General features: G+C 56.4%; 30 protein-coding genes. 27 read left to right on the forward strand and 3 right to left on the reverse strand.

The window, feature by feature from the left end; all coding sequences use genetic code 11:
* Positions 1-546: 546 nt before the first annotated feature.
* The 12 genes from rplN to map all read left to right on the forward strand — a co-directional run bounded on the left by rplN (position 547) and on the right by map (position 7,765).
* Positions 547-915, forward strand: coding sequence for a 50S ribosomal protein L14 (rplN, locus tag QMG40_RS16175; protein WP_283532252.1), 369 nt, complete (start codon positions 547-549; stop codon positions 913-915).
* 3 nt (positions 916-918) lie between these two features.
* The gene (gene rplX, locus QMG40_RS16180) at positions 919-1,281 is read left to right on the forward strand and encodes a 50S ribosomal protein L24 (protein WP_283532152.1); all 363 of its coding nucleotides are present in this window, start codon (positions 919-921) and stop codon (positions 1,279-1,281) included.
* Positions 1,278-1,862, forward strand: a complete 585-nt coding sequence (rplE, locus tag QMG40_RS16185; RefSeq protein WP_283532153.1) for a 50S ribosomal protein L5 — start codon at positions 1,278-1,280, stop codon at positions 1,860-1,862. The genes rplX and rplE overlap by 4 nt, the downstream gene beginning before the upstream one ends.
* A 103-nt stretch (positions 1,863-1,965) precedes the next feature.
* Positions 1,966-2,364 (forward strand): 30S ribosomal protein S8, encoded by a 399-nt coding sequence (gene rpsH, locus QMG40_RS16190; protein ID WP_283532154.1) that lies wholly within the window; start codon positions 1,966-1,968, stop codon positions 2,362-2,364.
* 23 nt (positions 2,365-2,387) lie between these two features.
* Positions 2,388-2,924 (forward strand): 50S ribosomal protein L6, encoded by a 537-nt coding sequence (gene rplF / locus QMG40_RS16195; protein ID WP_283532155.1) that lies wholly within the window; start codon positions 2,388-2,390, stop codon positions 2,922-2,924.
* Position 2,925: 1 nt separating this feature from the next.
* Positions 2,926-3,297 carry a 50S ribosomal protein L18 gene (rplR, locus tag QMG40_RS16200; RefSeq protein WP_283532156.1) on the forward strand — a complete coding sequence of 124 codons (372 nt, stop codon included), beginning with the start codon at positions 2,926-2,928 and terminating at the stop codon, positions 3,295-3,297.
* Positions 3,298-3,323: 26 nt separating this feature from the next.
* A complete protein-coding gene (rpsE, locus tag QMG40_RS16205; RefSeq protein WP_283532157.1) occupies positions 3,324-4,004 on the forward strand; it encodes a 30S ribosomal protein S5 in 681 nt (226 codons plus the stop codon).
* Positions 4,004-4,216 carry a 50S ribosomal protein L30 gene (rpmD, locus tag QMG40_RS16210; RefSeq protein WP_283532158.1) on the forward strand — a complete coding sequence of 71 codons (213 nt, stop codon included), beginning with the start codon at positions 4,004-4,006 and terminating at the stop codon, positions 4,214-4,216. The genes rpsE and rpmD overlap by 1 nt, the downstream gene beginning before the upstream one ends.
* A 1-nt stretch (position 4,217) precedes the next feature.
* The gene (rplO, locus tag QMG40_RS16215) at positions 4,218-4,697 is read left to right on the forward strand and encodes a 50S ribosomal protein L15 (RefSeq protein WP_283532159.1); all 480 of its coding nucleotides are present in this window, start codon (positions 4,218-4,220) and stop codon (positions 4,695-4,697) included.
* Positions 4,698-4,917: 220 nt separating this feature from the next.
* Positions 4,918-6,243, forward strand: a complete 1,326-nt coding sequence (secY, locus tag QMG40_RS16220) for a preprotein translocase subunit SecY (RefSeq protein WP_283532160.1) — start codon at positions 4,918-4,920, stop codon at positions 6,241-6,243.
* A 5-nt stretch (positions 6,244-6,248) separates the two neighbouring features.
* Complete coding sequence (locus QMG40_RS16225; RefSeq protein ID WP_283532254.1) at positions 6,249-6,809, forward strand: adenylate kinase; 561 nt, start codon at positions 6,249-6,251, stop codon at positions 6,807-6,809.
* 119 nt (positions 6,810-6,928) lie between these two features.
* Entirely contained in the window at positions 6,929-7,765 is an 837-nt protein-coding gene (gene map, locus QMG40_RS16230) for a type I methionyl aminopeptidase (RefSeq protein ID WP_283532255.1), read from the forward strand.
* Between the two features lie 127 nt (positions 7,766-7,892).
* On the opposite strand, the gene QMG40_RS16235 is transcribed toward map, so the two are convergent.
* Both QMG40_RS16235 and QMG40_RS16240 read right to left on the reverse strand, forming a co-directional pair.
* The gene (locus QMG40_RS16235; RefSeq protein ID WP_283532162.1) at positions 7,893-8,633 is read right to left on the reverse strand and encodes a cation diffusion facilitator family transporter; all 741 of its coding nucleotides are present in this window, start codon (positions 8,631-8,633) and stop codon (positions 7,893-7,895) included.
* The gene (locus tag QMG40_RS16240; protein ID WP_283532163.1) at positions 8,633-8,962 is read right to left on the reverse strand and encodes an ArsR/SmtB family transcription factor; all 330 of its coding nucleotides are present in this window, start codon (positions 8,960-8,962) and stop codon (positions 8,633-8,635) included. Before QMG40_RS16240 ends, QMG40_RS16235 begins: the two co-directional genes overlap by 1 nt.
* A gap of 343 nt (positions 8,963-9,305) precedes the next feature.
* Between QMG40_RS16240 and QMG40_RS16245 the strand changes: the two genes are divergently transcribed.
* The 15 genes from QMG40_RS16245 to glmM all read left to right on the forward strand — a co-directional run bounded on the left by QMG40_RS16245 (position 9,306) and on the right by glmM (position 21,811).
* Positions 9,306-10,088 (forward strand): glycerophosphodiester phosphodiesterase, encoded by a 783-nt coding sequence (locus QMG40_RS16245; RefSeq protein WP_283532164.1) that lies wholly within the window; start codon positions 9,306-9,308, stop codon positions 10,086-10,088.
* Positions 10,089-10,092: 4 nt separating this feature from the next.
* Entirely contained in the window at positions 10,093-11,070 is a 978-nt protein-coding gene (locus QMG40_RS16250; RefSeq protein WP_283532165.1) for a carbohydrate ABC transporter permease, read from the forward strand.
* A gap of 77 nt (positions 11,071-11,147) precedes the next feature.
* Complete coding sequence (locus tag QMG40_RS16255; RefSeq protein ID WP_283532166.1) at positions 11,148-12,008, forward strand: carbohydrate ABC transporter permease; 861 nt, start codon at positions 11,148-11,150, stop codon at positions 12,006-12,008.
* 106 nt (positions 12,009-12,114) lie between these two features.
* Positions 12,115-13,464 (forward strand): ABC transporter substrate-binding protein, encoded by a 1,350-nt coding sequence (locus QMG40_RS16260; RefSeq protein ID WP_283532167.1) that lies wholly within the window; start codon positions 12,115-12,117, stop codon positions 13,462-13,464.
* A 236-nt stretch (positions 13,465-13,700) separates the two neighbouring features.
* A complete protein-coding gene (locus QMG40_RS16265; protein ID WP_283532168.1) occupies positions 13,701-14,672 on the forward strand; it encodes a P1 family peptidase in 972 nt (323 codons plus the stop codon).
* A 199-nt stretch (positions 14,673-14,871) separates the two neighbouring features.
* On the forward strand, positions 14,872-15,093 hold the full coding sequence (gene infA / locus QMG40_RS16270; protein ID WP_009358723.1) for a translation initiation factor IF-1: 222 nt from the start codon (positions 14,872-14,874) through the stop codon (positions 15,091-15,093).
* A gap of 29 nt (positions 15,094-15,122) precedes the next feature.
* The gene (gene rpmJ, locus QMG40_RS16275; RefSeq protein ID WP_011775570.1) at positions 15,123-15,236 is read left to right on the forward strand and encodes a 50S ribosomal protein L36; all 114 of its coding nucleotides are present in this window, start codon (positions 15,123-15,125) and stop codon (positions 15,234-15,236) included.
* 190 nt (positions 15,237-15,426) lie between these two features.
* A complete protein-coding gene (gene rpsM / locus QMG40_RS16280; protein WP_283532169.1) occupies positions 15,427-15,804 on the forward strand; it encodes a 30S ribosomal protein S13 in 378 nt (125 codons plus the stop codon).
* Positions 15,805-15,909: 105 nt separating this feature from the next.
* Positions 15,910-16,311, forward strand: coding sequence for a 30S ribosomal protein S11 (gene rpsK, locus QMG40_RS16285; RefSeq protein WP_038464649.1), 402 nt, complete (start codon positions 15,910-15,912; stop codon positions 16,309-16,311).
* A 132-nt stretch (positions 16,312-16,443) separates the two neighbouring features.
* Positions 16,444-17,454 carry a DNA-directed RNA polymerase subunit alpha gene (locus tag QMG40_RS16290; protein WP_283532171.1) on the forward strand — a complete coding sequence of 337 codons (1,011 nt, stop codon included), beginning with the start codon at positions 16,444-16,446 and terminating at the stop codon, positions 17,452-17,454.
* Between the two features lie 85 nt (positions 17,455-17,539).
* Entirely contained in the window at positions 17,540-18,055 is a 516-nt protein-coding gene (rplQ, locus tag QMG40_RS16295) for a 50S ribosomal protein L17 (protein ID WP_283532172.1), read from the forward strand.
* 123 nt (positions 18,056-18,178) lie between these two features.
* Complete coding sequence (locus tag QMG40_RS16300; RefSeq protein ID WP_283532173.1) at positions 18,179-19,087, forward strand: tRNA pseudouridine synthase A; 909 nt, start codon at positions 18,179-18,181, stop codon at positions 19,085-19,087.
* A gap of 226 nt (positions 19,088-19,313) precedes the next feature.
* Positions 19,314-19,757 carry a 50S ribosomal protein L13 gene (rplM, locus tag QMG40_RS16305; RefSeq protein ID WP_283532174.1) on the forward strand — a complete coding sequence of 148 codons (444 nt, stop codon included), beginning with the start codon at positions 19,314-19,316 and terminating at the stop codon, positions 19,755-19,757.
* A 39-nt stretch (positions 19,758-19,796) separates the two neighbouring features.
* Positions 19,797-20,312 (forward strand): 30S ribosomal protein S9, encoded by a 516-nt coding sequence (rpsI, locus tag QMG40_RS16310; RefSeq protein ID WP_283532175.1) that lies wholly within the window; start codon positions 19,797-19,799, stop codon positions 20,310-20,312.
* 152 nt (positions 20,313-20,464) lie between these two features.
* On the forward strand, positions 20,465-21,811 hold the full coding sequence (gene glmM / locus QMG40_RS16315) for a phosphoglucosamine mutase (protein ID WP_283532176.1): 1,347 nt from the start codon (positions 20,465-20,467) through the stop codon (positions 21,809-21,811).
* A 63-nt stretch (positions 21,812-21,874) separates the two neighbouring features.
* Here glmM and mscL read toward each other — a convergent pair whose 3' ends face one another.
* Positions 21,875-22,294: a large conductance mechanosensitive channel protein MscL gene (gene mscL / locus QMG40_RS16320; RefSeq protein ID WP_283532177.1), complete on the reverse strand. Its 420-nt coding sequence runs from the start codon at positions 22,292-22,294 to the stop codon at positions 21,875-21,877.
* Positions 22,295-22,310 lie beyond the last annotated feature (16 nt).

Below are 22,310 nucleotides of genomic sequence, written 5' to 3' on the forward strand. Positions count from 1 at the left end.
ACCACAACGGGGGTGGTTCTTGGGAACTGTCACCATACATGCTTTCAAAGCATGTACAAGGCCCTGCATCCCATATGATTACTGGTCAAAAGCCACTTTGCATACACACATTATGGCCGCTAACCCTCGTTTAACATCCAATGCCCGACGCCGTTCAAGTCTCGGGTGACGCCCAGCGAATGCCGATACCTGCGCGAAGGCGCGCGGTGTGGGGGAGGTAACGCACTGGGTGGCTGGCAGCGTACCCCCGGGTACCGGCGTCGTGCTAGGATTATTTATTGCTGCGCTTTTTCCGTGTGACCGTTTACGGTCGCGAAAGTTAGGCGCGCGATTACCTCGTAAACGTTCGTGCCACTACAAACTGCCGTCTGGCGCGTGGATTTTTCACGCAATAGCCCGGAGCGGAAAGTGCAGTTGGCATGAAGAGTTTAGGCGTGTTTTGGCAAAATCCAGGCACGTTCAGAGACATCCCGATCAATACGTTCCGCGAGGCTTATCCATAGATGATTTATGGCCAAGAACCGGCGCGACGAACAGGAGATACTAGTGATTCAGCAGGAGTCGCGGCTTAAGGTCGCCGACAACACGGGTGCCAAGGAAATCTTGACAATCCGCGTTCTCGGTGGATCTGGGCGCCGCTACGCAGGCATTGGCGACACCATTGTCGCAACCGTCAAGGACGCAATTCCCGGCGGTAACGTAAAGAAGGGTGACATCGTAAAAGCTGTCATCGTTCGCACAAAGAAGGAACGCCGCCGTGCGGATGGTTCCTACATCAAGTTTGACGAGAATGCAGCTGTCATTCTCAAAACTGACGGTGACCCTCGTGGTACCCGTATCTTCGGCCCGGTTGGCCGTGAACTTCGTGACAAGAAATTCATGAAGATCATCTCGTTGGCTCCGGAGGTGCTGTAACTTATGGCAAAGATCAAGAAGGGTGACCTGGTTCAGGTCATCACAGGCGCCAAGGCTGAACGTGGCGGCGACCGTGGCAAGCAGGGCAAGGTCCTGATGGTTAACACCGAAACCAACCGCGTGTTGGTTGAAGGAATTAATCGTGTCACCAAGCACACCAAAGCCGGTCAGACCGAACGTGGCACCAACACTGGTGGCATCGAGAGCGTCGAGGCACCCATTCACATCTCCAACGTTGCTGTAGTGGACCCGTCCACGAAGAAGCCAACTCGCGTTGGCTACCGCATCGACACCGTTGAGCGCGATGGCCGCGAGCGTCAAGTACGTATCCGCGTTGCCAAGACCTCGGGGAAGGACCTGGCATGAGCGCCGCAGTTGCAGAGAACACGCCAAAGATCACTCCTCGCCTGAAGGCCCGCTACGCAGCGGAGATCAAGTCGAGCCTGGTTGAGGAATTCAGCTACGGGAACGTTAACCAGGTTCCGCGCCTGGTCAAGGTTGTTGTCAACATGGGTGTTGGAGATGCCGCTAAGGACTCCAAGCTCATCGACGGCGCCGTTCGCGACCTCACAGCTATCACCGGCCAGAAGCCTCAGGTTTCCAAGGCTCGCAAGTCGATCGCACAGTTCAAACTGCGCGAAGGCATGCCGATCGGTTGCCACGCCACGCTGCGTGGAGACCGCATGTGGGAATTCCTGGACCGCTTGGTCACTCTTGCTCTGCCCCGTATCCGCGACTTCCGCGGCCTCAGTGGCAAGCAGTTTGACGGCAACGGTAACTACACCTTCGGTTTGACCGAGCAGGTTATGTTCCACGAGATCGATCAGGATTCCATTGACCGCACACGCGGCATGGACATCACGGTCGTTACCACAGCCAAGACCGATAACGAAGGCCGCGCGCTGCTCAAGGCGCTCGGCTTCCCGTTTAAATCCGAAGATAAATAATCTACGTAAAAGGTCCGTTCTGCGGATGCAGCTCCCCAGTATTTAATGCTGGTGAAAGTGCATTGCGCGAAGGAAACCGTTACGAGGAAGGGCAAGCGCCCAAATGACAATGACAGATCCTGTCGCAGACATGCTTACGCGTCTGCGCAACGCAAACTCGGCTCACCACGACACCGTGACCATGCCGTTTAGCAAGCTTAAAGGCCATATCGCCGACATCCTGAAGGCGCAGGGTTACATTACTGCGTGGAAGGTTGAAGACGCCGAAGTTGGCAAGAAGATGACCATTGACTTGAAGTACGGTCCCGCACGCGAGCGTTCAATCGCTGGGCTGCGCCGTATCTCCAAGCCCGGACTGCGTGTATACGCGAAGTCCACTAACCTCCCCAACGTATTGGGTGGGTTGGGTGTCGCCATCTTGTCGACGTCTTCCGGTCTGCTGACCGACCGCCAGGCTGCCAAGAAGGGCGTGGGTGGGGAAGTCCTCGCCTACGTCTGGTAGTAGAGAGAGAAGGGAAAGAACTCATGTCACGTATTGGACGTCTCCCCATCTCCGTGCCTGCCGGCGTCGAGGTCAAGGTTGATAACAACCTGGTTTCCGTCAAGGGCCCGAAGGGAACGCTGCAGCTTACAGTTGCCAGCCCCATCACGGTTGCACTCGAAGAGAACACCGTCACGGTTGCTCGACCCAACGATGAGCGCAACTCGCGTTCACTCCACGGTTTGACTCGCACCCTCATTGACAACCTGATCACAGGTGTCACAAAGGGCTACGAGAAGAAGCTGGAAATTGTTGGTACCGGTTACCGCGTAGTCGCCAAGGGCGCGAACCTGGAGTTCGCTCTGGGCTTCAGCCACCCGGTTGCCATTGAGGCTCCCGAGGGCATCACACTGACTGTTGAGAGCCCCACTAAGCTCTCCGTGTCAGGCATTGACAAGCAGCAGGTGGGCGAAGTTGCTGCCAACATCCGCAAGCTGCGCAGGCCCGACCCGTACAAGGGTAAGGGCGTACGCTACGCCGGCGAAATCATCCGCCGCAAGGTCGGAAAGGCTGGTAAGTAACATGGCACTATCCGTAAGAGGAAAGTCCAAGGCCGCAGCACGCGGCCGTCGTCACCTGCGTGTACGTAAGCGCGTCAGCGGCACCACAGTACGTCCGCGTCTTGTGGTAAACCGTTCAGCCCGCCACGTATTCGTGCAGGTCATCGATGACACACAGGGTCTGACCCTAGTGTCTGCATCAACCCTGGAAGCAGATCTTCGCACTTTCGAAGGTGACAAGACTGCCAAGGCCAAGCGCGTTGGTGAGCTCGTTGCCGAGCGCGCCAAGGCTGCCGGCATTGAAGCTGTTGTCTTCGACCGTGGCGGAAACCGTTACCACGGCCGTGTCGCAGCCATTGCTGATGGCGCACGTGAAGGCGGTCTGGCACTGTGACCGAAAACATTAACAAGGAGAACACTGTGTCAGAAGCAACTGCAGCTGACGGTGCAGCCGCGAAGACCGAGACAGCACCAGGCGCCGACAGCGCCCGTGGCCGTGGCGGTCGCGACGGTGCTCGTGGAGGCCGCGAAGGCGGTCGCGACGGTGGCCGCGGCCGTGGTCGTGACGGTGGACGCGAGGCTGAAAAAAGCCAGTTCATCGAGCGCGTAGTCAACATCAACCGTGTCGCCAAGGTTGTCAAGGGTGGTCGTCGCTTTAGCTTCACTGCACTTGTCATCGTCGGTGACGGCAATGGTTTGGTTGGCGTCGGCTATGGCAAGGCCAAGGAAGTTCCGGCCGCTATCGCCAAGGGTGTAGAAGAGGCCAAGAAGACCTTCTTCCGCGTTCCCTTGGTGGGCAAGACCATTCCGCACCGCGTACAGGGTGAAGCCGCTGCCGGCGTCGTACTGTTGCGTCCGGCTGCAGCTGGTACCGGTGTTATTGCCGGTGGTCCGGTTCGCGCCATCTTGGAATGCGTTGGCATCCATGACGTGCTGTCCAAGTCACTGGGTTCCTCAAATGCAATCAACATTGTTCACGCAACTGTTGCTGCATTGAAGGGTCTGGAAGACCCCAAGGCTGTTGCGGCTCGCCGCGGCCTGCCTTTGGATGAAGTTGCTCCGGCTGTGCTGTTGCGCAATATGCAAAAGGCAGGTCTGTAATGACTACACCGAAGAACATCCAGGTTTCTGAGAAGAAGCTGACAATCACTCAGATCAGGGGCGTCATTGGCGCCAAGGCGAACCAGAAGGCCACGCTGCGTTCATTGGGTTTGAAGCGCATTGACGACACCGTCGTTCGCGTTGCAGACTCAGTGACTGTTGGCATGGTCAACACGATTCCGCACCTGATCAAGGTTGAGGAGGCGAAGTAAAGTGGCTGAAAAAAACACTGCTGAGACTGTTGAAAAGCAGAACGCACTGAAGGTTCACCACCTGCGACCGGCACCCGGTGCCAAGACGGCTAAAACCCGTGTTGGCCGTGGTGAAGGATCCAAGGGTAAGACCGCAGGTCGCGGTACCAAGGGTACCAAGGCTCGCTACCAGGTAAAGGCTGGCTTTGCTGGCGGCCAGTTGCCGTTGCACATGCGCTTGCCCAAGCTGCGTGGCTTCAAGAACCCGTTCCGCGTTGAGTTCCAGGTTGTAAACCTGGACAAGCTGAACGAGCTCTTCCCTGAAGGTGGCGTTGTCACCGTCGAAGCTCTGGTTGAAAAGGGAGCGGTTCGTAAGAACCAGCTCGTGAAGGTGCTTGGCACCGGCGAAATCACCGTCAAGGTTGATATTGCTGCTGACGCATTCTCCTCCAGCGCGGTTACAAAGATCACTGCTGCAGGTGGCACCACTACCGAACTGTAATAAGTTCAAAAATGGTCACATCTAACGACTAGACTCTTGGTGGGCGGAGCTGAAGTTCCGTCCGCCAGGGGTCTTTCGTGTTGTTAGCCTTGTGCCATGCGCTTTACGCCTTGGACGTGGCACGCCGTCACAGTTCCGAAGCGGATCAGATCACGTATTAGACTCTTTCCTTGGACCTCATTTGAGATGCCAACGCCATTACTAGACATCAGGAGGACGCTTGCTTACCGCATTTGGCCGCGCCTTTCGCACGCCTGATCTGCGACGCAAGTTGTTGTTCACGCTGGGAATTCTTGCCATCTTCCGCTTGGGTGCTTTTATCCCATCGCCTGGAATTGATTATCGAAATGTCCAACAGTGCGTGAATGCTGCTGACACAAGCCAGGGTATCTACCAGCTGGTTAACTTGTTCAGTGGCGGCGCCTTGCTCCAGGTTTCCATTTTTGCTTTGGGAATCATGCCGTACATCACGGCCAGCATCATTGTTCAGCTGCTGCGCGTAGTGATCCCCCGCTTCCAGGAGCTGCACCTTGAAGGTGCCCAGGGTCAGGGGATGCTGACGCAGTACACCCGTTACCTCACCATCGCCTTGGGGTTGCTCAATGCAACCACTTTGGTGACGTTGGCGCGATCTGGACAACTCTTTGCCGGTTGTGGTGCCGCAGGCTCTCCTGGTGCGTTGATCCCGAACGATAACCTGATCACGATCCTGCTGCTGATCATCACACTGACTGCCGGATCCGGGTTGATCATGTGGATGGGGGAGCTCGTCACTGAAAAGGGTGTCGGCAACGGCATGTCCTTGCTGATCTTTGTTGCTATTGCAGCACAGTTCCCCACCTCCTTGGGTGCCATCCTGAAGACCCAGGGTTGGGGTACCTTCCTCACCGTTATGGTCATTGGGCTCCTCGTAGTGGCTTTGGTTGTCTTTGTTGAGCAGTCACAGCGACGTGTACCTGTGCAATACGCAAAGCGGATGATTGGCCGCCGTACTATGGGCGGCACCAGCACGTACATTCCCATCAAGGTGAACATGGCCGGTGTGATCCCGGTAATTTTTGCTTCTTCGATGTTGTATCTGCCAGCACTGGTGGCACAGTTCGCTACTCCTGCCAACGCCACTGAAGTTCCTGTGTGGATCGAATGGATCAACAACTACCTCACCCGTGGCGATCACCCGTTCTACATGTTGATGTACTTCTTGTTGACCATTGGTTTCACTTATTTCTACGTTGCGATCACCTTCAATCCTGAAGAAGTATCAGACAACATGAAGAAGTACGGTGGGTTCATCCCCGGCATCCGTGCAGGGAAGCCCACACAGGATTATCTCCAGTACGTTATTTCACGCATCACACTGCCAGGTTCGCTTTACCTGGGTATTGTCGCTTTGATTCCTCTCATCGCTTTGGTCATGGTGGGCGCCAACCAGAACTTCCCGTTCGGTGGCACCTCGATCCTGATCGTTGTGGGTGTTGGTTTGGAGACGGTGAAGCAGATTGATGCACAGCTCCAGCAGCGCCACTACGAAGGGTTATTGCGATGACAAGAATGCTGATTATTGGACCTCCCGGGTCAGGTAAAGGCACACAGGCAGAACGAATCTGTGCGGAGCTTGGCATTGTAGCCATCTCCACCGGTGACATCTTCCGCGCCAACGTCAAGGGTGAAACACCTTTGGGACTTGAAGCGAAGACCTACATGGACAACGGTGACTTTGTACCTGACAGCGTGACCAACCGGATGGTTCGGGATCGGCTTGCCCAAGATGATGTTGCGGAGGGTTTCCTGCTGGATGGCTACCCGCGTACGTCCCCTCAGGTAGATGAACTTGACGATATTTTAGGTGCGGCTTCGGCCAACTTGGATGTTGTTATCCAGCTAACTGCTGACGATGAAGAACTCGTCAAGCGCTTGTTGGGCCGTGCCCGTGAAACCGGCCGGAGCGATGACACCGAAGCCGTCATTCGTCACCGTCTGGATCTCTACCGCGAACAAACTGAGGTTGTAGTGTCCCGCTATGCGGAGCGCGGCATTCTGGCCAAGGTTGACGGACTAGGCGAGATGGATGACGTGACAGCACGGATCATGGAAGCCATTAAAAGCGTTTAGTCAGTCTCAGTAAGTTTGTTGCTTTATCAACGGTGCCGCAGAGGTGCCGGGTTGTGAAGGAGGGCTCCTTCCCGCATTACGGGGAGGAGCCCTCAACCATTTTAGCGAAAGGATCTTTCATGGCGTTTGGCCAGCAAAAAATTGAATACAAGACCATCGATCAAATGCGGATCATGCACCGCAGCGGGCTCATTCTTGACGCTGCCTTGAACAAGACGATTGCGGCAGCCGCACCAGGTGTCACCACGGGTAAGCTGGATGCGATCTTTGCCGCAGAGCTGAAGAAGGCTGGAGCCACCTCCAATTTCTTGGGCTACTACGACTTCCCCGCCTCCATCTGCACCTCTGTCAATGAGGAAGTGGTCCATGGGATCCCCGGCTCCCGAGTCTTGAAGGCAGGGGACCTGATCTCCATCGATGGGGGTGCGATTGTTGAAGGGTGGCACTCAGATTCCGCCCGCAGCACTATTGTTGGAGGTCCGGACGCTGAGGATCCGGCAGATCGCCGTCTTTCCGATATCACCGAAGAAAGCATGTGGCGCGGTATTGCAGCCATGGCCACGGCCAAATACGTGGGAGACATTGGTGACGCCATCGACGAGTACGTCACTTCACAGCCGGGTCAGGAACTTGGGATTCTCGAGGATTACGTCGGTCACGGCATCGGATCGGCTATGCATATGCCTCCGGACGTGCTGAACTATTCATCCAAGCACCGTGGACCCAAGCTCAAACCCGGCATGTGCCTGGCGCTCGAGCCGATGCTGGTTCGCGGAGGACTGGAAACGATCACGCTTTCCGATGACTGGACCGTCGTGACAGCGGATAAGGCCCGCGCTGCGCACTGGGAACATTCGGTGGCTGTTCACGCCAAAGGTATCTGGGTACTTACCGCGGCCGACGGCGGTGCGGCGCGGCTTTCGCCGTTGGGAGTCACTCCGGTTCCGCTGGACTAGTCCCCAGCTCCTCCCCATGCTCGCAAGCTCACATCGGGTCCCTCGGAGCCGTGGGCCCACCCAGCTCCTCCCCATGCTCGCAGAGCGAGTAGAAACGAGCGTCCCATGGGCGTGGGGACCTAACTGCTTAGCAAGAGCATTCGTCATTCTCAACGCCTGAGACCTTGTTTTCGGGATCTGATGCGCAGCATTCATCGGCGGGCTCTGTGTCCGCGTTGTCGTCGTGGTGCATCGGTGGGCAGCAGGTATCACCTCGCCACGCATCGCGACCCTCCTTGATTGCAACACCAGCAATTACGAGGGCGGCGATGGGATCGGCCCACGCCCATCCCAGCGCGCTGTTGAGAAGCAGACCAACCAGAAGCACCGCCGATAGGTACGTGCAAAGGAGAGTTTGTTTTGAATCGGCGACTGCGGATCGCGAACCAAGTTCACGTCCAGCCCGACGCTGCGCCCAAGACAGCAAGGGCATGATCGCCAGGCTGAGCGCGGCGAGGACAATACCCACACTGGAGTGTTCCGCTACTGTACCCATAGACAATGAAGTGAGAGCATCGGTGGCGACGAAAGCTGCGAGGGCAAAGAAAGACAGTGCAATGATGCGCAGGGCCGTTCTTTCACGAGTCTGGGGATCGTGGGCGCTGAACTGCCATGCCAGAGCGGCCGCAGAGGATACTTCCACTATGGAATCCAAACCGAAGCCGATGAGTGCGCTGGAGGATGCGCCCGTTCCTGCTGAGAGAGCAATGACGGCCTCGACGATGTTGTAGCTGATAGTAGCTGCGATGAAGAGCCTGATCCTGCGGTTTAGGATACGGCGGCGCTCACCTGTGGGCGCTCTGGTGTACAGCGGATTCGTGGCGGTCATCAGCAGCAGTCTTCGGTAGCTGCGGCTGCACAGTACTCCGGGTCCACTGTGAGCACAACGGCTAGCAGGTCCGTCAGGGCATGGCCGATCTTCGCATCCGCCAACTCGTAACGAGTTCGCCGCCCTTCCGGAACTGCCACCACCAGACCGCAGCCCCTAAGACATGCCAAATTGTTGGAAAGGCTTTGCCGGCTGATGTTCAGGGTCTGCGCCAAATCGGACGGATATGCCGGAGCGTTGCGCAGGGTCAAAAGTATTCGGGCCCGCTTGGGGTCAGAGAGAGCATGACCAAATCTGCCAAGTACCGACCAGTGAGCAACAGTTTCCATACAAAAAGACTACACAAATTTCTGTATTCACAAAATTATGAACAGTCATTAAGCACTTCAAACCACGCCCTTACTCTTATATTCGTGAGTGGCCCCAAGTCTCCGGGCTGCCTGCACGGCCGCTGATTTCAAGCGAAAGTCTCATGATCTGCTTGTTGGTACGCCTTCCTCTAGCAACTGCGCAAAAGTGGGCATAACTATTTAGATTGTGTTTGCCTGCCGTCCACCTGGTCGATACCAGAAAATACATTGCCTTCCGTAGCTTGGTCACTGAAGCCAAAGGGGAGCCCGCTGCAACAACGCGGCCCGCCCTTGTGACCAAAACTATGAGGAGTGTCAACACATGCGCATCTATGCCCACCGCGGAGTTTCAGCGCATCTGCCGGAGAACACACTTGCCGCCTTCGCCAGTGCCATTGAGCTAGGTGTCGACGGTATTGAGCTGGACGTACAGCTCTCGTCGGACGGAATCCCCGTGGTGATTCATGACGACACAGCCGACCGCACGACCAACGGAACTGGAAGCATTAGAGAGTTCACCGCTCGGCAGTTGGGTCTGCTCGATGCAGGCCGTGGAGAATTTGTTCCTACGCTGGCTCAAGTCCTCAAGCTGGCAGCTGGCAAGGTATGCGTCAACATTGAGCTCAAGGACCCCACTTCAGCGGGGCCTGTTTGCGAAGCTGTTGCCCAAGTAGCCGGATTGGACTGGTTTGCCTCGTCAGCTAACTGGAACTCCTTAGCAGATTTAGCAGCCAGGATTCCTAATGCAAAGGTGTACCCCTTATGTATTGGCAAACTTGAAAAAGTACGTGCGCACTTACCCCAGAGTGCCATTCTGGAACAGTTTGCTGGTCGAGGCCTCGCTGAGGCCATAGCCTTTGCCCTCAACAACGGCGGTGAAGGTGTCTCCGTCTGTGAACGGGGACTGGAGGAAGATGATATTGAAACTATTCACAGCGCGGGGCTTCAGGCCTGGGTCTGGACAGTCAACGACACCGGACGGGCCCTGGACCTGGAGAAAATGGGTATTGATGCACTCTGCACCGACGACCCGGCGCTGATCCAAACTGCTAAAGTTCCTGGCACCGTCCGGAGCACAGATTCCACTTCAGTAGCGGGAAACTAGGTTCATGGCGCAAGTCGTTTCAGCTACGTCACCATCCCGAACGCTCCATTTGGAGTCATCTTCCTCCGGGCGGAACCACGATGACGGTACCTTGGTCCTGCGCAAAAGGCGCACACCCTGGAAATCGTGGCTTCTGTTTCTGGCATTCGCAGGTCCGAACGTGGCTTTGCTCATCATTTTTACCTACAAGCCCCTTGTGCAGTCGCTGCAATACTCGCTGCTGCAATGGAACATTGGCTCGGCGACCGCCCGTTTCATCGGTCTGGAGAACTACGTCAATTGGTTTGGCGATCCGGCCACCGCAAACGTGGTGCGAGTGACAGTAATCTTCACACTGACCACTGTGGCCGGAGGCATGGTCTTGGGCCTGGCACTGGCCCTGTTGCTAAACCGTAAACTCCGCGGTACCGGCATGGTGCGCACGGTAGTCGTTGCACCTTATGTGTTGTCAGGAGTCGCTGTAGGACTGCTTTGGCTCTTTGTTTTCGACCCGAACTTTGGCGTTCTTGGCGGGGTTTTAAAGGCCCTCGGGATGGGGTCCCCTGATTGGTACAACGATCCTCAGTGGGCGCTGCCCATGATCATCATTGTCTACCTTTGGAAAAATGTCGGATACGTGGCACTCATCTATCTGGCCGCGCTGCAAGCCGTGCCAAAGGACCTTCTCGAAGCCGCTCGGCTCGATGGCGCTGGAGCCTTCGCGTCATTTTACAATGTGGTTTTACCGCTGCTTGGGCCCACCACATTTTTCCTCTCAGTGACCACCTTACTGAGCTCTTTACAATCCTTTGACATTATCCAGGCAATGACTAAAGGAGGGCCACTGGAAGGCACCACCACCATGATGTACCAGATTTACCAAGAAGGCTTCGCCACCGGCCGTGCCGGATATTCCTCGGCGATCGCGACCATCTTGTTCTTTGTCCTGTTAGTGGTCACAGCCGTACAGATGCTGGTTATCCAGAAGAAGGTCCACTACTGATGAGCTTGGATGTTCGAAAGAAAAATACCGTGAAGCTGGAGAATACGCCGCCCCTGCCCACGCTCAAGGATCCCGGAATGACTGGGCCATCAAAGGTACGGGCAACGACGAAAACAGGGCGGGCCAAACCCCGGATCGGCGGTTACCTCATGATGATCCTGGCAATGGCTGTCATGATTCTGCCACTTGTGTGGATGCTGCTTGCCAGCTTCAAGCAGCCCGAAGAAATCTATACTGTGCCAATTCAGTGGGTGCCGGAGTCTTTCAAGCTCTCCAACTACTTCGGCGCATTGGCCGCAGTACCTTTCGGTAATTTCTTCATCAACTCGCTGATTACAACTATTATTGGCGCCACCTTGAAGATCTCTCTGGGCTTGACCACCGCATACGCCGTTGTATTTTTAGAGTTTCCGTTCAAGAAATTCGTGTTCGGACTTGTGGTGTTCGCTCTCCTGGTGCCCCAACAAATCGTCATTATCCCCAACTACACCCTTATCTCGGACTTGGGCTGGATCAATACCTACCAGGGCCTGATCCTGCCCGGACTAGCCAGCGCCTTTGGCACCTTCCTATTCCGCCAGCACTTCCTATCATTGCCTCTTCCCATTTTGGAGGCGGCAGCCCTTGACGGTGCGAGCCACTGGACTCGGTTATGGCGTTTTGTGGTGCCGATCTCGGCTCCCACGATCGCCGCTGTTGCGCTGGTCTCGATAGTTTCCGAATGGAACGAATACCTTTGGCCACTGTTGGTGGTCGACAAGGCCGAAATGATGACGTTGCCCGTGGGCTTGACGCTGTTGCAGAACAATGACGGCGTCACCAACTGGGGCGTCCTCATGGCAGGAACAGTGCTCATAACTGCGCCCGTGCTGATTGCGTTCTTTATGCTTCAGCGCAGGATCGTCACTGGGCTCACCTCCGGCGCCGTCACCGGATAAGGAACCTCCCAACGCCGCCCTTCTGGCAGTACTTTTCACCCAGTTCAACCGTGCTAAGCAATTCCCTGCCCTCTGAGCGGGCAGTACCCAATTCAAGGAGAAAACCATGTCAGCTTCACCCTTTGCAAACCTAAACCGCCGCCAGCTGCTCCAGCTTGCTGCTCTCATGGGTGGCTCGGCCGCCTTGGCTGCCTGTGGCGGACCTGCCGTTGGTGAGGCCGGCGGCGCGGCCACAGCCAAGGCCATCGATTGGACCTCTGTCACTCCTGCGAAGGAGATCACTTGGTGGTCCAACCACCCCGGCACTTCCAAAGAGATTGAATCTGAAATTATTAAGCGCTTCATGGCCGAGAGCGGGATCAAGGTCAACCTCGTCACTGCCGGGGCCAATTATGATGAGGTTGCACAAAAGTTCCAAGCGGCATCGGGCTCCAGTAACGTCCCGGACCTCGTCATTGCCAGTGACGTATGGTGGTTCCGGTACATGATCAATGGCCAGATTCTGCCCTTGGATGAGCTAAGCAAACATCTGGAATTCGATAGCGCGGACTTTAACACCACGTTGTATGACGACTACGAATTCTCGGATTCGCACTGGGCAGTCCCGTACGCCCGTTCCACACCACTGTTTTATTTCAATAAGTCTGTATGGGAGAAGGCCGGCCTGCCCGATCGCGCCCCAAAGACGTGGGACGAGTTTGATCAGTGGGCACCCAAGATTCAGGCTGCCACAGAGGTTACTCCTCTGGGCCTGGGCAAGGGCACCTCTTGGACCGCTTGGTGGTTCTGCAACATGCTGTGGGGAGCAGGCGGTGCGTATTCCAAGGACTGGAACATGACCTTGGATACGCCAGAAGCGATCGAGGCAGCCAAGTACCTGCAGAAAATTGTTTACGAAGACAAATCGGCAGCGGTCACTGCAAAGGATCAAGTGGCGGACTTTGGCGCAGGACTCACCGGGTGCACCATTGCTTCCACAGGCTCGCTCACGGGCATCCTTGCTTCATCTACATTTGAGGTCGGCACGGGTTTTCTCCCAGAAGGCAAGAAGGGACCGGCTTGCCCCACAGGTGGCACCGGCTTGGCCATCCCGGCGGGCAAGTCGCCCGAGCAGCAGTTGGCGGCGGCAATGTTCTTGAAGTTCCTGACCAATGCAGAAAATACGGCGTATTTCTCCTCGAACACCGGGTACATGCCTGTGCGTACCTCAGCACTGGAGGGGGCAACCATGAAGGCCGTCTATGCTAAAACCCCGCAGTTCCGCACAGCCGTGGATCAGCTCGCCGGAACGCGTGTGCAAGATTGGGGCCGTGTGTTTGTTCCCAACGGTGACAAGGACCTGACCACAGCATTGGAAAAGATCATGTTGCAGAAGGGTGATCCTGCCGAGGCATTTGCTACAGCTTCAGCATCGATCGCAAAGTCCTACGAGAGCAACGTCAAGCCGTACTTGTAGAGCTAAGCGTGCAGCGGCGGCTGGAGGATATTCCTCAAACGTAAGCAAGCGCCTGCCCTCGCGAACCAACTGCCAATCAGCAGGTGGTGCGCGAGGGCAGGCGCTCTTTCGTGGTGCGAGGTAGGCGAACAGCAGAAGCGTGAAGTGCGCGCGCACCAGTGGGCGGGATGGTGTTGCAGTGCAAAGCAAGAGATAATTGCGGGGATACGCACTGGCACAACCAAGGAGTTCAGCTGATGTCACAGGCAAAAACCGAAACGGGGGCTATCACTGACGTCCCGGGCATCCGTGTTGGTCAGGCCCAACGCAGTTGCGATGGTTGGCTTACCGGGGTAAGCGTTGTTTTACCTCCACCGGGCACTATCGGCTCCGTAGATGTTCGTGGCGGCGGACCCGGAACACATGAAACAGATGCGCTAGATCCAACAACCATGGTCTCTACCGTGGATGCCTTGGCGTTGACAGGCGGCAGTGCTTACGGGCTGGCCGCTGCCGGCGGCGTACAGCGTTGGTGTGAAGAAAACGGGCGAGGCTTTGCGGTCCCAGGGGGAGTGGTTCCCATAGTTCCGGCCGCAGCCATCTTCGATCTTGGCCGAGGCGGTGACTTTTCCGCGCGACCCACGGCAGAGATGGGGTACGAAGCGGCCCTGGACGCTGCAGGCACGGCCGAGGGTGCCGCCGTCGTCCGCGGAAATGTTGGTGCCGGAACAGGGGCAGTCATCGGTGCCGGAGGTTACAAGGGCGGGTTGGGAACAGCATCGGTGCGTCTAACGGGCCGCAACGCGCACATCATAGTAGGGGCCCTGGCCGTAGTGAATGCTGCCGGCGTCCCTTGGCGGGAAGGCGAAACTTCTGTGGTTTCGGGGGAGGGGTTGAATACCACCCTGGTAGTGGTTGCCTGCAACGCGCTCATGAGTGTTGCGGACGCTAAACGCACGGCCACTGCCGCTCACGCCGGGATGGCGAGAGCGCTAAACCCCGTCCATACCCTGGCCGACGGCGACACCATCTTTGCGCTGTCTACGTGCGCCGAAAAGTTAGTGCAACATCCATCAATTCCGGTCGCATCAATGATTGAACTTCAAAGTGCTGCCGCAGAGGCTGTGCGCTTGGCTATCCTCGATGGCGTTGCTTCGGCCAAACCAGTAACAACTCCGGCAGGTTCCCTGCAGCCTTACCCTCCAGCAAGACTGAGGAGGCCAATTTAACATATTTGCACAATTGCACTAGAGTAGGTTGTTGGTTGTCTGTGCCTGCTAGCCTGTGGGGTGCCCAGCTTGTCATGGCGTCAAGCCATTGAAGTTGAGTACATGCGGATAAACAATAATTAGTAGCAAATCGAACGCCGATCTGAAACCGGTTCCTTTCGGGACCGTCTATGTCGGCGCAACAAAGTTAGCGGAGGATATGGCCAAGAAAGACGGGGTCATTGAGATCGAGGGCGTTGTGACTGAAGCGCTGCCCAATGCGATGTTTCGTGTTGAGCTGACGAACAAGCACATCGTTCTTGCCCATATCTCAGGAAAAATGCGCCAGCACTACATTCGTATCCTTCCTGAGGACCGAGTTGTGGTGGAGCTGAGCCCGTACGACCTGACACGTGGTCGTATCGTCTACCGCTACAAATAACCACAACTGTAATCACGCAAAGGAATGCCATGAAGGTCAAGCCGAGCGTCAAGCAGATCTGCGATAAGTGCAAGGTGATTCGCCGTAATGGTCGAGTCATGGTGATCTGCGAGAACCCGCGCCACAAGCAGCGCCAGGGCTAATCTCCTCGTTTTCGAGGAATCCCTGAGCAAATGCTCACGCAAGTAAAATAATAAGGCAGCACAAGTTGGACGAAGGCGGAGCAATCCGCAACCGTATCAACGGACCCCTGGTCGGAGGCCAGGGCCGCATCTTTCAAAAATGCGGGTGTACTGTCTACGACCTCCGGTAAACACCAAGGAGCAGCCAAATATGGCACGTCTCGCTGGCGTAGACCTTCCCCGCGAAAAGCGGTTGGAAGTAGCGCTTACTTACATCTACGGCGTGGGCAAGACCCGTGCGAAGAATGTTCTGACCGAAACCGGGATCTCCCCGGATGTTCGTGTCAAGGACCTTTCTGACGCTGAACTCGTTCAGTTGCGTGACAACATCGAGGGTAACTACAAGATTGAGGGTGACCTTCGCCGCGAGGTCGCAGCTGATATTCGCCGCAAGGTTGAAATCGGTAGCTACCAGGGTATCCGCCACCGTCGCGGAATGCCCGTGCATGGCCAGCGCACGAAGACCAACGCACGCACCCGCAAGGGTCCGAAGCGTACCGTCGCAGGCAAGAAGAAGGCCGGCAAGTAGATCCCGCTAACCGGTATAGAAAAACTGCTGAAGCCGTTTTTCAGATGCTGGCAAGTGTGGTTCAACCCATGCCGACCCCTCAATAAACTTTCGTAGGAGAATAAAATGCCCCCAAAGACTCGTGGAGCGGTTCGTAAACCGCGTCGCAAGGATAAAAAGAATATTGCGCTAGGCCAGGCGCACATCAAGAGCACCTTTAACAACACCATCGTTTCCATCACGGATCCTAACGGTGCAGTCATTTCATGGGCTTCCGCCGGTGAAGTTGGCTTCAAGGGCTCGCGTAAGTCAACTCCGTACGCTGCACAGATGGCTGCTGAAGCAGCTGCCAAGCGCGCACAGGAGCATGGCCTTCGCAAGGTTGACGTTTTCGTAAAGGGTCCGGGCTCGGGCCGCGAAACGGCTATCCGTTCACTGCAGGCTGCTGGTCTTGAGGTTGGCTCCATCTCGGATGTCACCCCCAGCGCCCATAACGGCTGCCGTCCGCCCAAGCGCCGTCGCGTATAACGAGAATTAAAGTATCAGAGTTGGCCTTCACCCTTGGTGGGGGCCAACTCCGACGCCGTTAACTCTCGTCAGCCGCCATTTCCACTACCTGTGTTGCGTCATATAGCGGATGCTCGCTGAAAGGAAAACCCAGTGCTCATTGCACAGCGCCCCACCCTATCCGAAGAAGTAGTTTCCGAGAATCGCTCACGGTTTGTTATCGAACCGCTGGAGCCAGGCTTTGGTTACACCCTGGGAAATTCCCTGCGTCGGACCTTGCTGTCCTCCATTCCTGGCGCTGCTGTCACCAGCATCCGCCTCGATGGTGTTCTGCATGAGTTCACAACGGTCCCCGGTGTTAAGGAAGATGTCACTGAGATCATCCTGAACATCAAGGGACTATCCGTGTCCTCGGAGCATGACGAGCCAGTCGTCGCCTACCTGCGCAAGCAGGGTCCTGGCGTTGTTACGGCTGCCGACATTGCTCCCCCGGCCGGTGTGGAATTCCACAACCCTGACATGCACATTGCCACGCTGAACTCGAAGGGCAAGTTCGAACTAGAACTGACCATTGAGCGCGGTCGCGGCTATGTTTCAGCAGCTCAGAACAAGAACGTAGATGCAGAGATTGGCCGTATCCCGGTTGACTCCATCTACTCACCAGTTTTGAAGGTGACCTTCCGCGTGGAGGCTACCCGTGTTGAACAGCGCACCGACTTTGACAAGCTCATTGTTGATGTAGAGACCAAGCAGGCTATTTCGCCAAGGGATGCTATTGCATCTGCTGGCACCACCCTGGTTGAGCTCTTCGGTTTGGCTCGTGAGCTGAACACCGCCGCTGAAGGCATTGAGATTGGTCCGTCACCGACGGATGCTGCTCTTGCCGCAGACATGGCCCTGCCGATCGAGGATCTGGACCTGACGGTTCGTTCCTACAACTGCCTCAAGCGTGAGGGCATCCACTCCGTGGGTGAACTCGTTGCTCGCTCAGAGGCTGACCTGATGGACATTCGCAACTTTGGTGCGAAGTCCATTGATGAGGTAAAGGCAAAGCTGGTTGAGCTTGGTCTGTCCTTGAAGGATTCTCCTCCAGGGTTTGATCTGGCCGCCCGTGCCGCAGCACTTGATGAGAACGACGACGCATTTGGCGACGACGAGCTCTAAGTTCGAACAACAAATTTTTAGCCGACCGGGCGGACACAATTGATGTGTCCGCTCATGGTTCGGCTGACACTTGAGGAGAAACACCATGCCAACACCCGCCAAGGGTCCCCGCCTCGGAGGCGGAGCGGCTCATGAGCGCTTGATGCTCGCGAACCTGTCCGCCTCGCTTTTCGAGCACAAGCGGATCACCACCACCCTGACCAAGGCTAAGCGCCTGAGCCCCTACGCAGAGCGATTGGTTACATTCGCAAAGCGTGGAGACCTCTCTTCACGCCGCCGCGTTCTCGGCCTGATCAGCGACAAGGGCATTGTCCACGAGCTGTTCACCGACATCGCCAAGGCTGTGGAGAACCGCGACGGCGGCTACACCCGCATCACCAAAATTGGTAACCGCAAGGGCGACAACGCCCCCATGGCTGTCATCGAGCTCGTTCTGGAGCCGGTCAGCGCCAAGCAGGCCGTTGTGAAGGAAGCTACCGCAGCCGCCGCCAAGGCCGCCCCGGCTAAAGAAGCTCCGGTCGAAGAAGTTGTAGAGACGCAAGTTGTAGCTGACGAAGTTGCACCTGAAGCTGACGAAGCAACTGCTGAAGAGACCAAGTAGAACTTGCGCGAAAGCTAAAGTTTTAGCACGAAGGACCCGCTGCCCGTAAGGGTGGCGGGTCCTTTGTTTTTCACCAAGGCATCCCTCAGCGGGAGGCGCACACACCAGCGATAGAATTGACTTATGTACAACCCCAGACTCTCACCCGAAGAACAAGGCCTGGTGCGTGTTCGTTTAGACCTGGCTTACGACGGCGGGCCCTTCAGCGGGTGGGCTATCCAGCCTGGCTTGCGGACGGTTCAGGGGTGCATCGAAGAGGCGCTAGCACTAGTTCTGCGACGACCCGTGCGCCTTACCGTGGCCGGGCGTACCGACACAGGAGTCCACGCCCGCGGACAGGTAGCCCACTGTGACATCACAGTGCAGGAGTGGGACGGTTTTGCCCGTCAGGACGCCAATGATCCTTCTCTAGCTATGCTCAGACGCTTCAACGGCGCTATCGGTTGGGTTTTGGGGGAAGTGGGAGGCTCCGTTGCCATCCAGCGGGTGTCCCCGGCGGGGAAGGGGTTTGATGCCCGCTTTTCGGCGCTGTGGCGTCGCTATAGTTATCGGATAGCGGACGGGGTAACCAGACGCGATCCTTTGCACCGCGCACAGACTCTGTGGTTCAACGATGCTTTGGACGTGGACCTTATGCACGCCGGCGCGCAGGAACTCCTGGGTTTTGGAGACTTTAAAGCCTTTGCCAAGCCTCGGGAGGGTGCCACTACTGCCAGGACATTGCAGCGTTTCGATTTTTTCCGGGGGGATGATGGTGTGATTAAAATCAACATCCAGGCTGATGCTTTCTGCCACAATATGGTCCGGGCTTTAACCGGTGCGGCACTGCGGGTGGGCCGTGGGGTGGAAGGTCCGCATTGGATACGGGAACGCCAATTGGCGGGGATAAGGGATGCAAAGTCCGTTCTAGCGGACGCACATCCGCTAATCCTGGAAGAAGTCAGCTATCCCGACATGGAAGAACTTGCCGAACGGGCCGTACTGACAAGGGCGCGAAGGTCCCTGAGCACAGTAGGCGGAACCTCGCTTTGACCTGAGGGCTATATTAACGTTATCGTTGGTAGTCGTTGTGCGTGTCCTATCTCGATACCACGCGCCCGCTACAGGTCCGGTTGCAGGACTACCACTGAGCGGGCGTCATCGGGAAGTGTAAGGATGACTGGTGTTGGAGCCCTCACCTCTGTTCCGGTAAACGCATAGATAGCAGGTGTCAACCATCTGTGACACCACCTAAGAACAAGAAACGAAGGCAAAAACCGTGCGTACGTATACCCCGAAGCCCGGCGATATCAACCGTCAGTGGCACATCATCGATGCCAACGACGTTGTCTTGGGCCGTCTTGCCAGCCAGACCGCAACACTGCTGCGTGGAAAGCACAAGCCGACCTTCGCTCCCCATATGGATATGGGCGATTTCGTCATCATCATCAACGCCGAGAAGGTTGCCCTGACAGGCGCCAAGCTCGAACAGAAGCGTGCATACCGCCACTCGGGTTTCCCGGGCGGTCTGTCCAGCATGAACTATGCAGAACTGTTGGAGAAGAACCCGGTTCGTGCAGTGGAGAAGGCCATCGCTGGCATGCTCCCGAAGACCAAGCTTGGTAATTCACAAATCAGCAAGCTGAAGGTCTACCGCGGCTCAGAGCACCCCCATGGTGCCCAGCAGCCCCAGACGTTCGAAATCACCCAGGTCGCCCAGTAGTCCTGGCCACCACACCTAAATCATTAATCAAGGAGAATCGTGGCTCAGAACACTGAAGAGCTGAACACCGAGGCCGTTGTGGCTGAGGAAGAAGTTTTGACTAGCTACACGAGCGAAAGCTCAGCTGCAGCAGATGCAGCACCCAAGAAGGAACGCCCGGCACTGACAGTATCCGGTGCCGCTGTTGGCCGTCGCAAGCAGGCAATTGCCCGCGTACGCGTGGTTCCTGGCACAGGCAAGTGGATCGTCAACGGCCGCGAACTGTCCGACTACTTCCCGAACAAACTGCACCAGCAGGAAGTTAACGACCCGTTCCGTATTCTTGATCTGGACGGATCCTACGATGTGTGGGCCCGTATCCACGGCGGTGGCCCCTCAGGCCAGGCCGGCGCGTTGCGTCTGGGCGTTGCTCGTTCCTTGAACGAGATCGATGTTGAGAACAACCGTGCAACCCTGAAGAAGGCAGGCTTCTTGACTCGTGACGCACGCGTCATCGAGCGTAAGAAGGCCGGTCTTAAGAAGGCTCGTAAGGCTTCGCAGTACTCCAAGCGCTAAATCCGCGCTTGCCAAAAAAGCCCCCGCTCGTTTCGAGTGGGGGCTTTTTTGTTCTAGCATGCGCGTACCTGGGTGGGGAATTTTTCGCGCCATGGGCTAAGCGCCGGGCCATGGTGACGGATTTGTAGCTTCCATGATTTAGACTGAAGTGGATGTCAAGATTATTTGGAACAGACGGTGTCCGCGGTTTGGCCAATGGCCTGCTGACGGCTGAATTGGCTTTGTCCCTTGCCCAAGCTGCTGCGGTGGTCCTTGGTCACGAACAAATGAGTGAGGGCAAGCGTCCCCGGGCTGTCATTGCCCGCGACCCCAGAGCGAGCGGTGAGTTCATCGGTGCTGCCGTGGAAGCGGGCCTGGCAAGTGCCGGCGTGGATGTTTATGATGCAGGAGTGCTGCCCACACCCGCCGCCGCGTTCCTCATTGCAGATCTGGGTGCTGACTTTGGCGTGATGATCTCCGCCTCGCACAACCCGGCCCCGGATAATGGCATCAAGTTCTTTGCACGTGGCGGCACTAAACTGCCGGATTACGTTGAGGATGCTATTGAAGCTCAACTCCAACGGGACGCCTTCAGGCCCATTGGTGTTGGCGTTGGGCGCATCCAGCGTTTCTCCGATGCTGAGGATCGGTACGTCCTGCACCTGTTGGGCACCTTGCCACACCGTCTAGATGGTTTGAAAATAGTTCTTGACTGCGCCCACGGCGCAGCGAGTGGATGTTCCCCACAGGTATTTACCGATGCCGGTGCGCAGGTCACTGTCATAGGGGCTGACCCGGACGGGTTGAACATAAACGACGGGGTAGGTTCCACGCACCTGGAATTGCTGCAGGAAACTGTGCTGAGCATCGGTGCCGACCTGGGCATTGCCCACGACGGCGACGCTGACCGCTGCCTGGCCGTTGATCATGAGGGTAACGTCATTGATGGTGACCAGATCATGGCTGTCCTTGCTTTAGCGCAGAAGGCCGCAGGAGAACTCAAAGATGACGTGCTGGTTGCCACAGTGATGAGCAATCTTGGGTTGAAGATAGCCTTGCGCGATGCCGGTATCACCGTACGTGAAACAGGTGTTGGGGACCGCTACGTGCTTGAAGAGATGCGTAGAGGAGATTACACGCTCGGCGGAGAACAATCCGGTCATGTGATCTTCTCCAAATACGCCACCACAGGTGATGGCCTGCTGACCGGCCTCCAACTGGCTGCACAAGTGGCGAAGACCGGTAGGACTCTAAAAGAATTGGCCGCCGCCATGACAAAGCTGCCGCAGATCATGATCAACGTTAAGAATGTGGATAAGAACCGTGCCTCATCAGTGCCGGCCATCAACGCCGCAGTGGCTAGGGCCGAAGCCGAGTTGGGGGATACCGGACGAGTGCTCCTGCGTCCTTCAGGAACGGAAGCACTTGTGCGCGTCATGGTTGAAGCCGGAGACGTTGCCACCGCTGAAAGAATTTGCAATGACCTTGTGCTGGTTGTAAAAGCAGAGCTTTCACTCTAAGCGTTCTACAAATAAAGGAGGCGGCAACCCAACAGGGTTGCCGCCTCCTTTATTTAGAAGTTTTTAGACGTAGGGGGAATGCTGTCCACCAGAGGGCTGGGCCTTGAGTGCGTCACGGATTTCGGTGAGCAGCTCAATCTGCGGTTCAACCGTTGGCTCTTCGTCCTTGATGCCGAGCTTCGCATTACGACGGGCAATCATGTGATTCATTGGCAGGACAACCATGAAGTAAATGGCCGCGGCAACAATGAGGAAATTGACCAAGACGGTCAGGAAAACACCGAATTTGATGTCCACGCCATTGAGAGAAACTAGTCCGAAGCTATCGAAATCGGCAGCACCAAACAATGCGGCAATGAGCGGCATCAAAATGTTTTCCACGAGAGAATTAACAACTGCTCCAAAAGCAGCACCAATAACAACGGCCACGGCAAGGTCAACGACGTTGCCTTTCATAATGAAATCTCTGAATCCCTTTAACATGTCTTTAAAGTACCGC

Source organism: Arthrobacter antibioticus, assembly GCF_030063205.1.
Classification (GTDB): domain Bacteria; phylum Actinomycetota; class Actinomycetes; order Actinomycetales; family Micrococcaceae; genus Specibacter.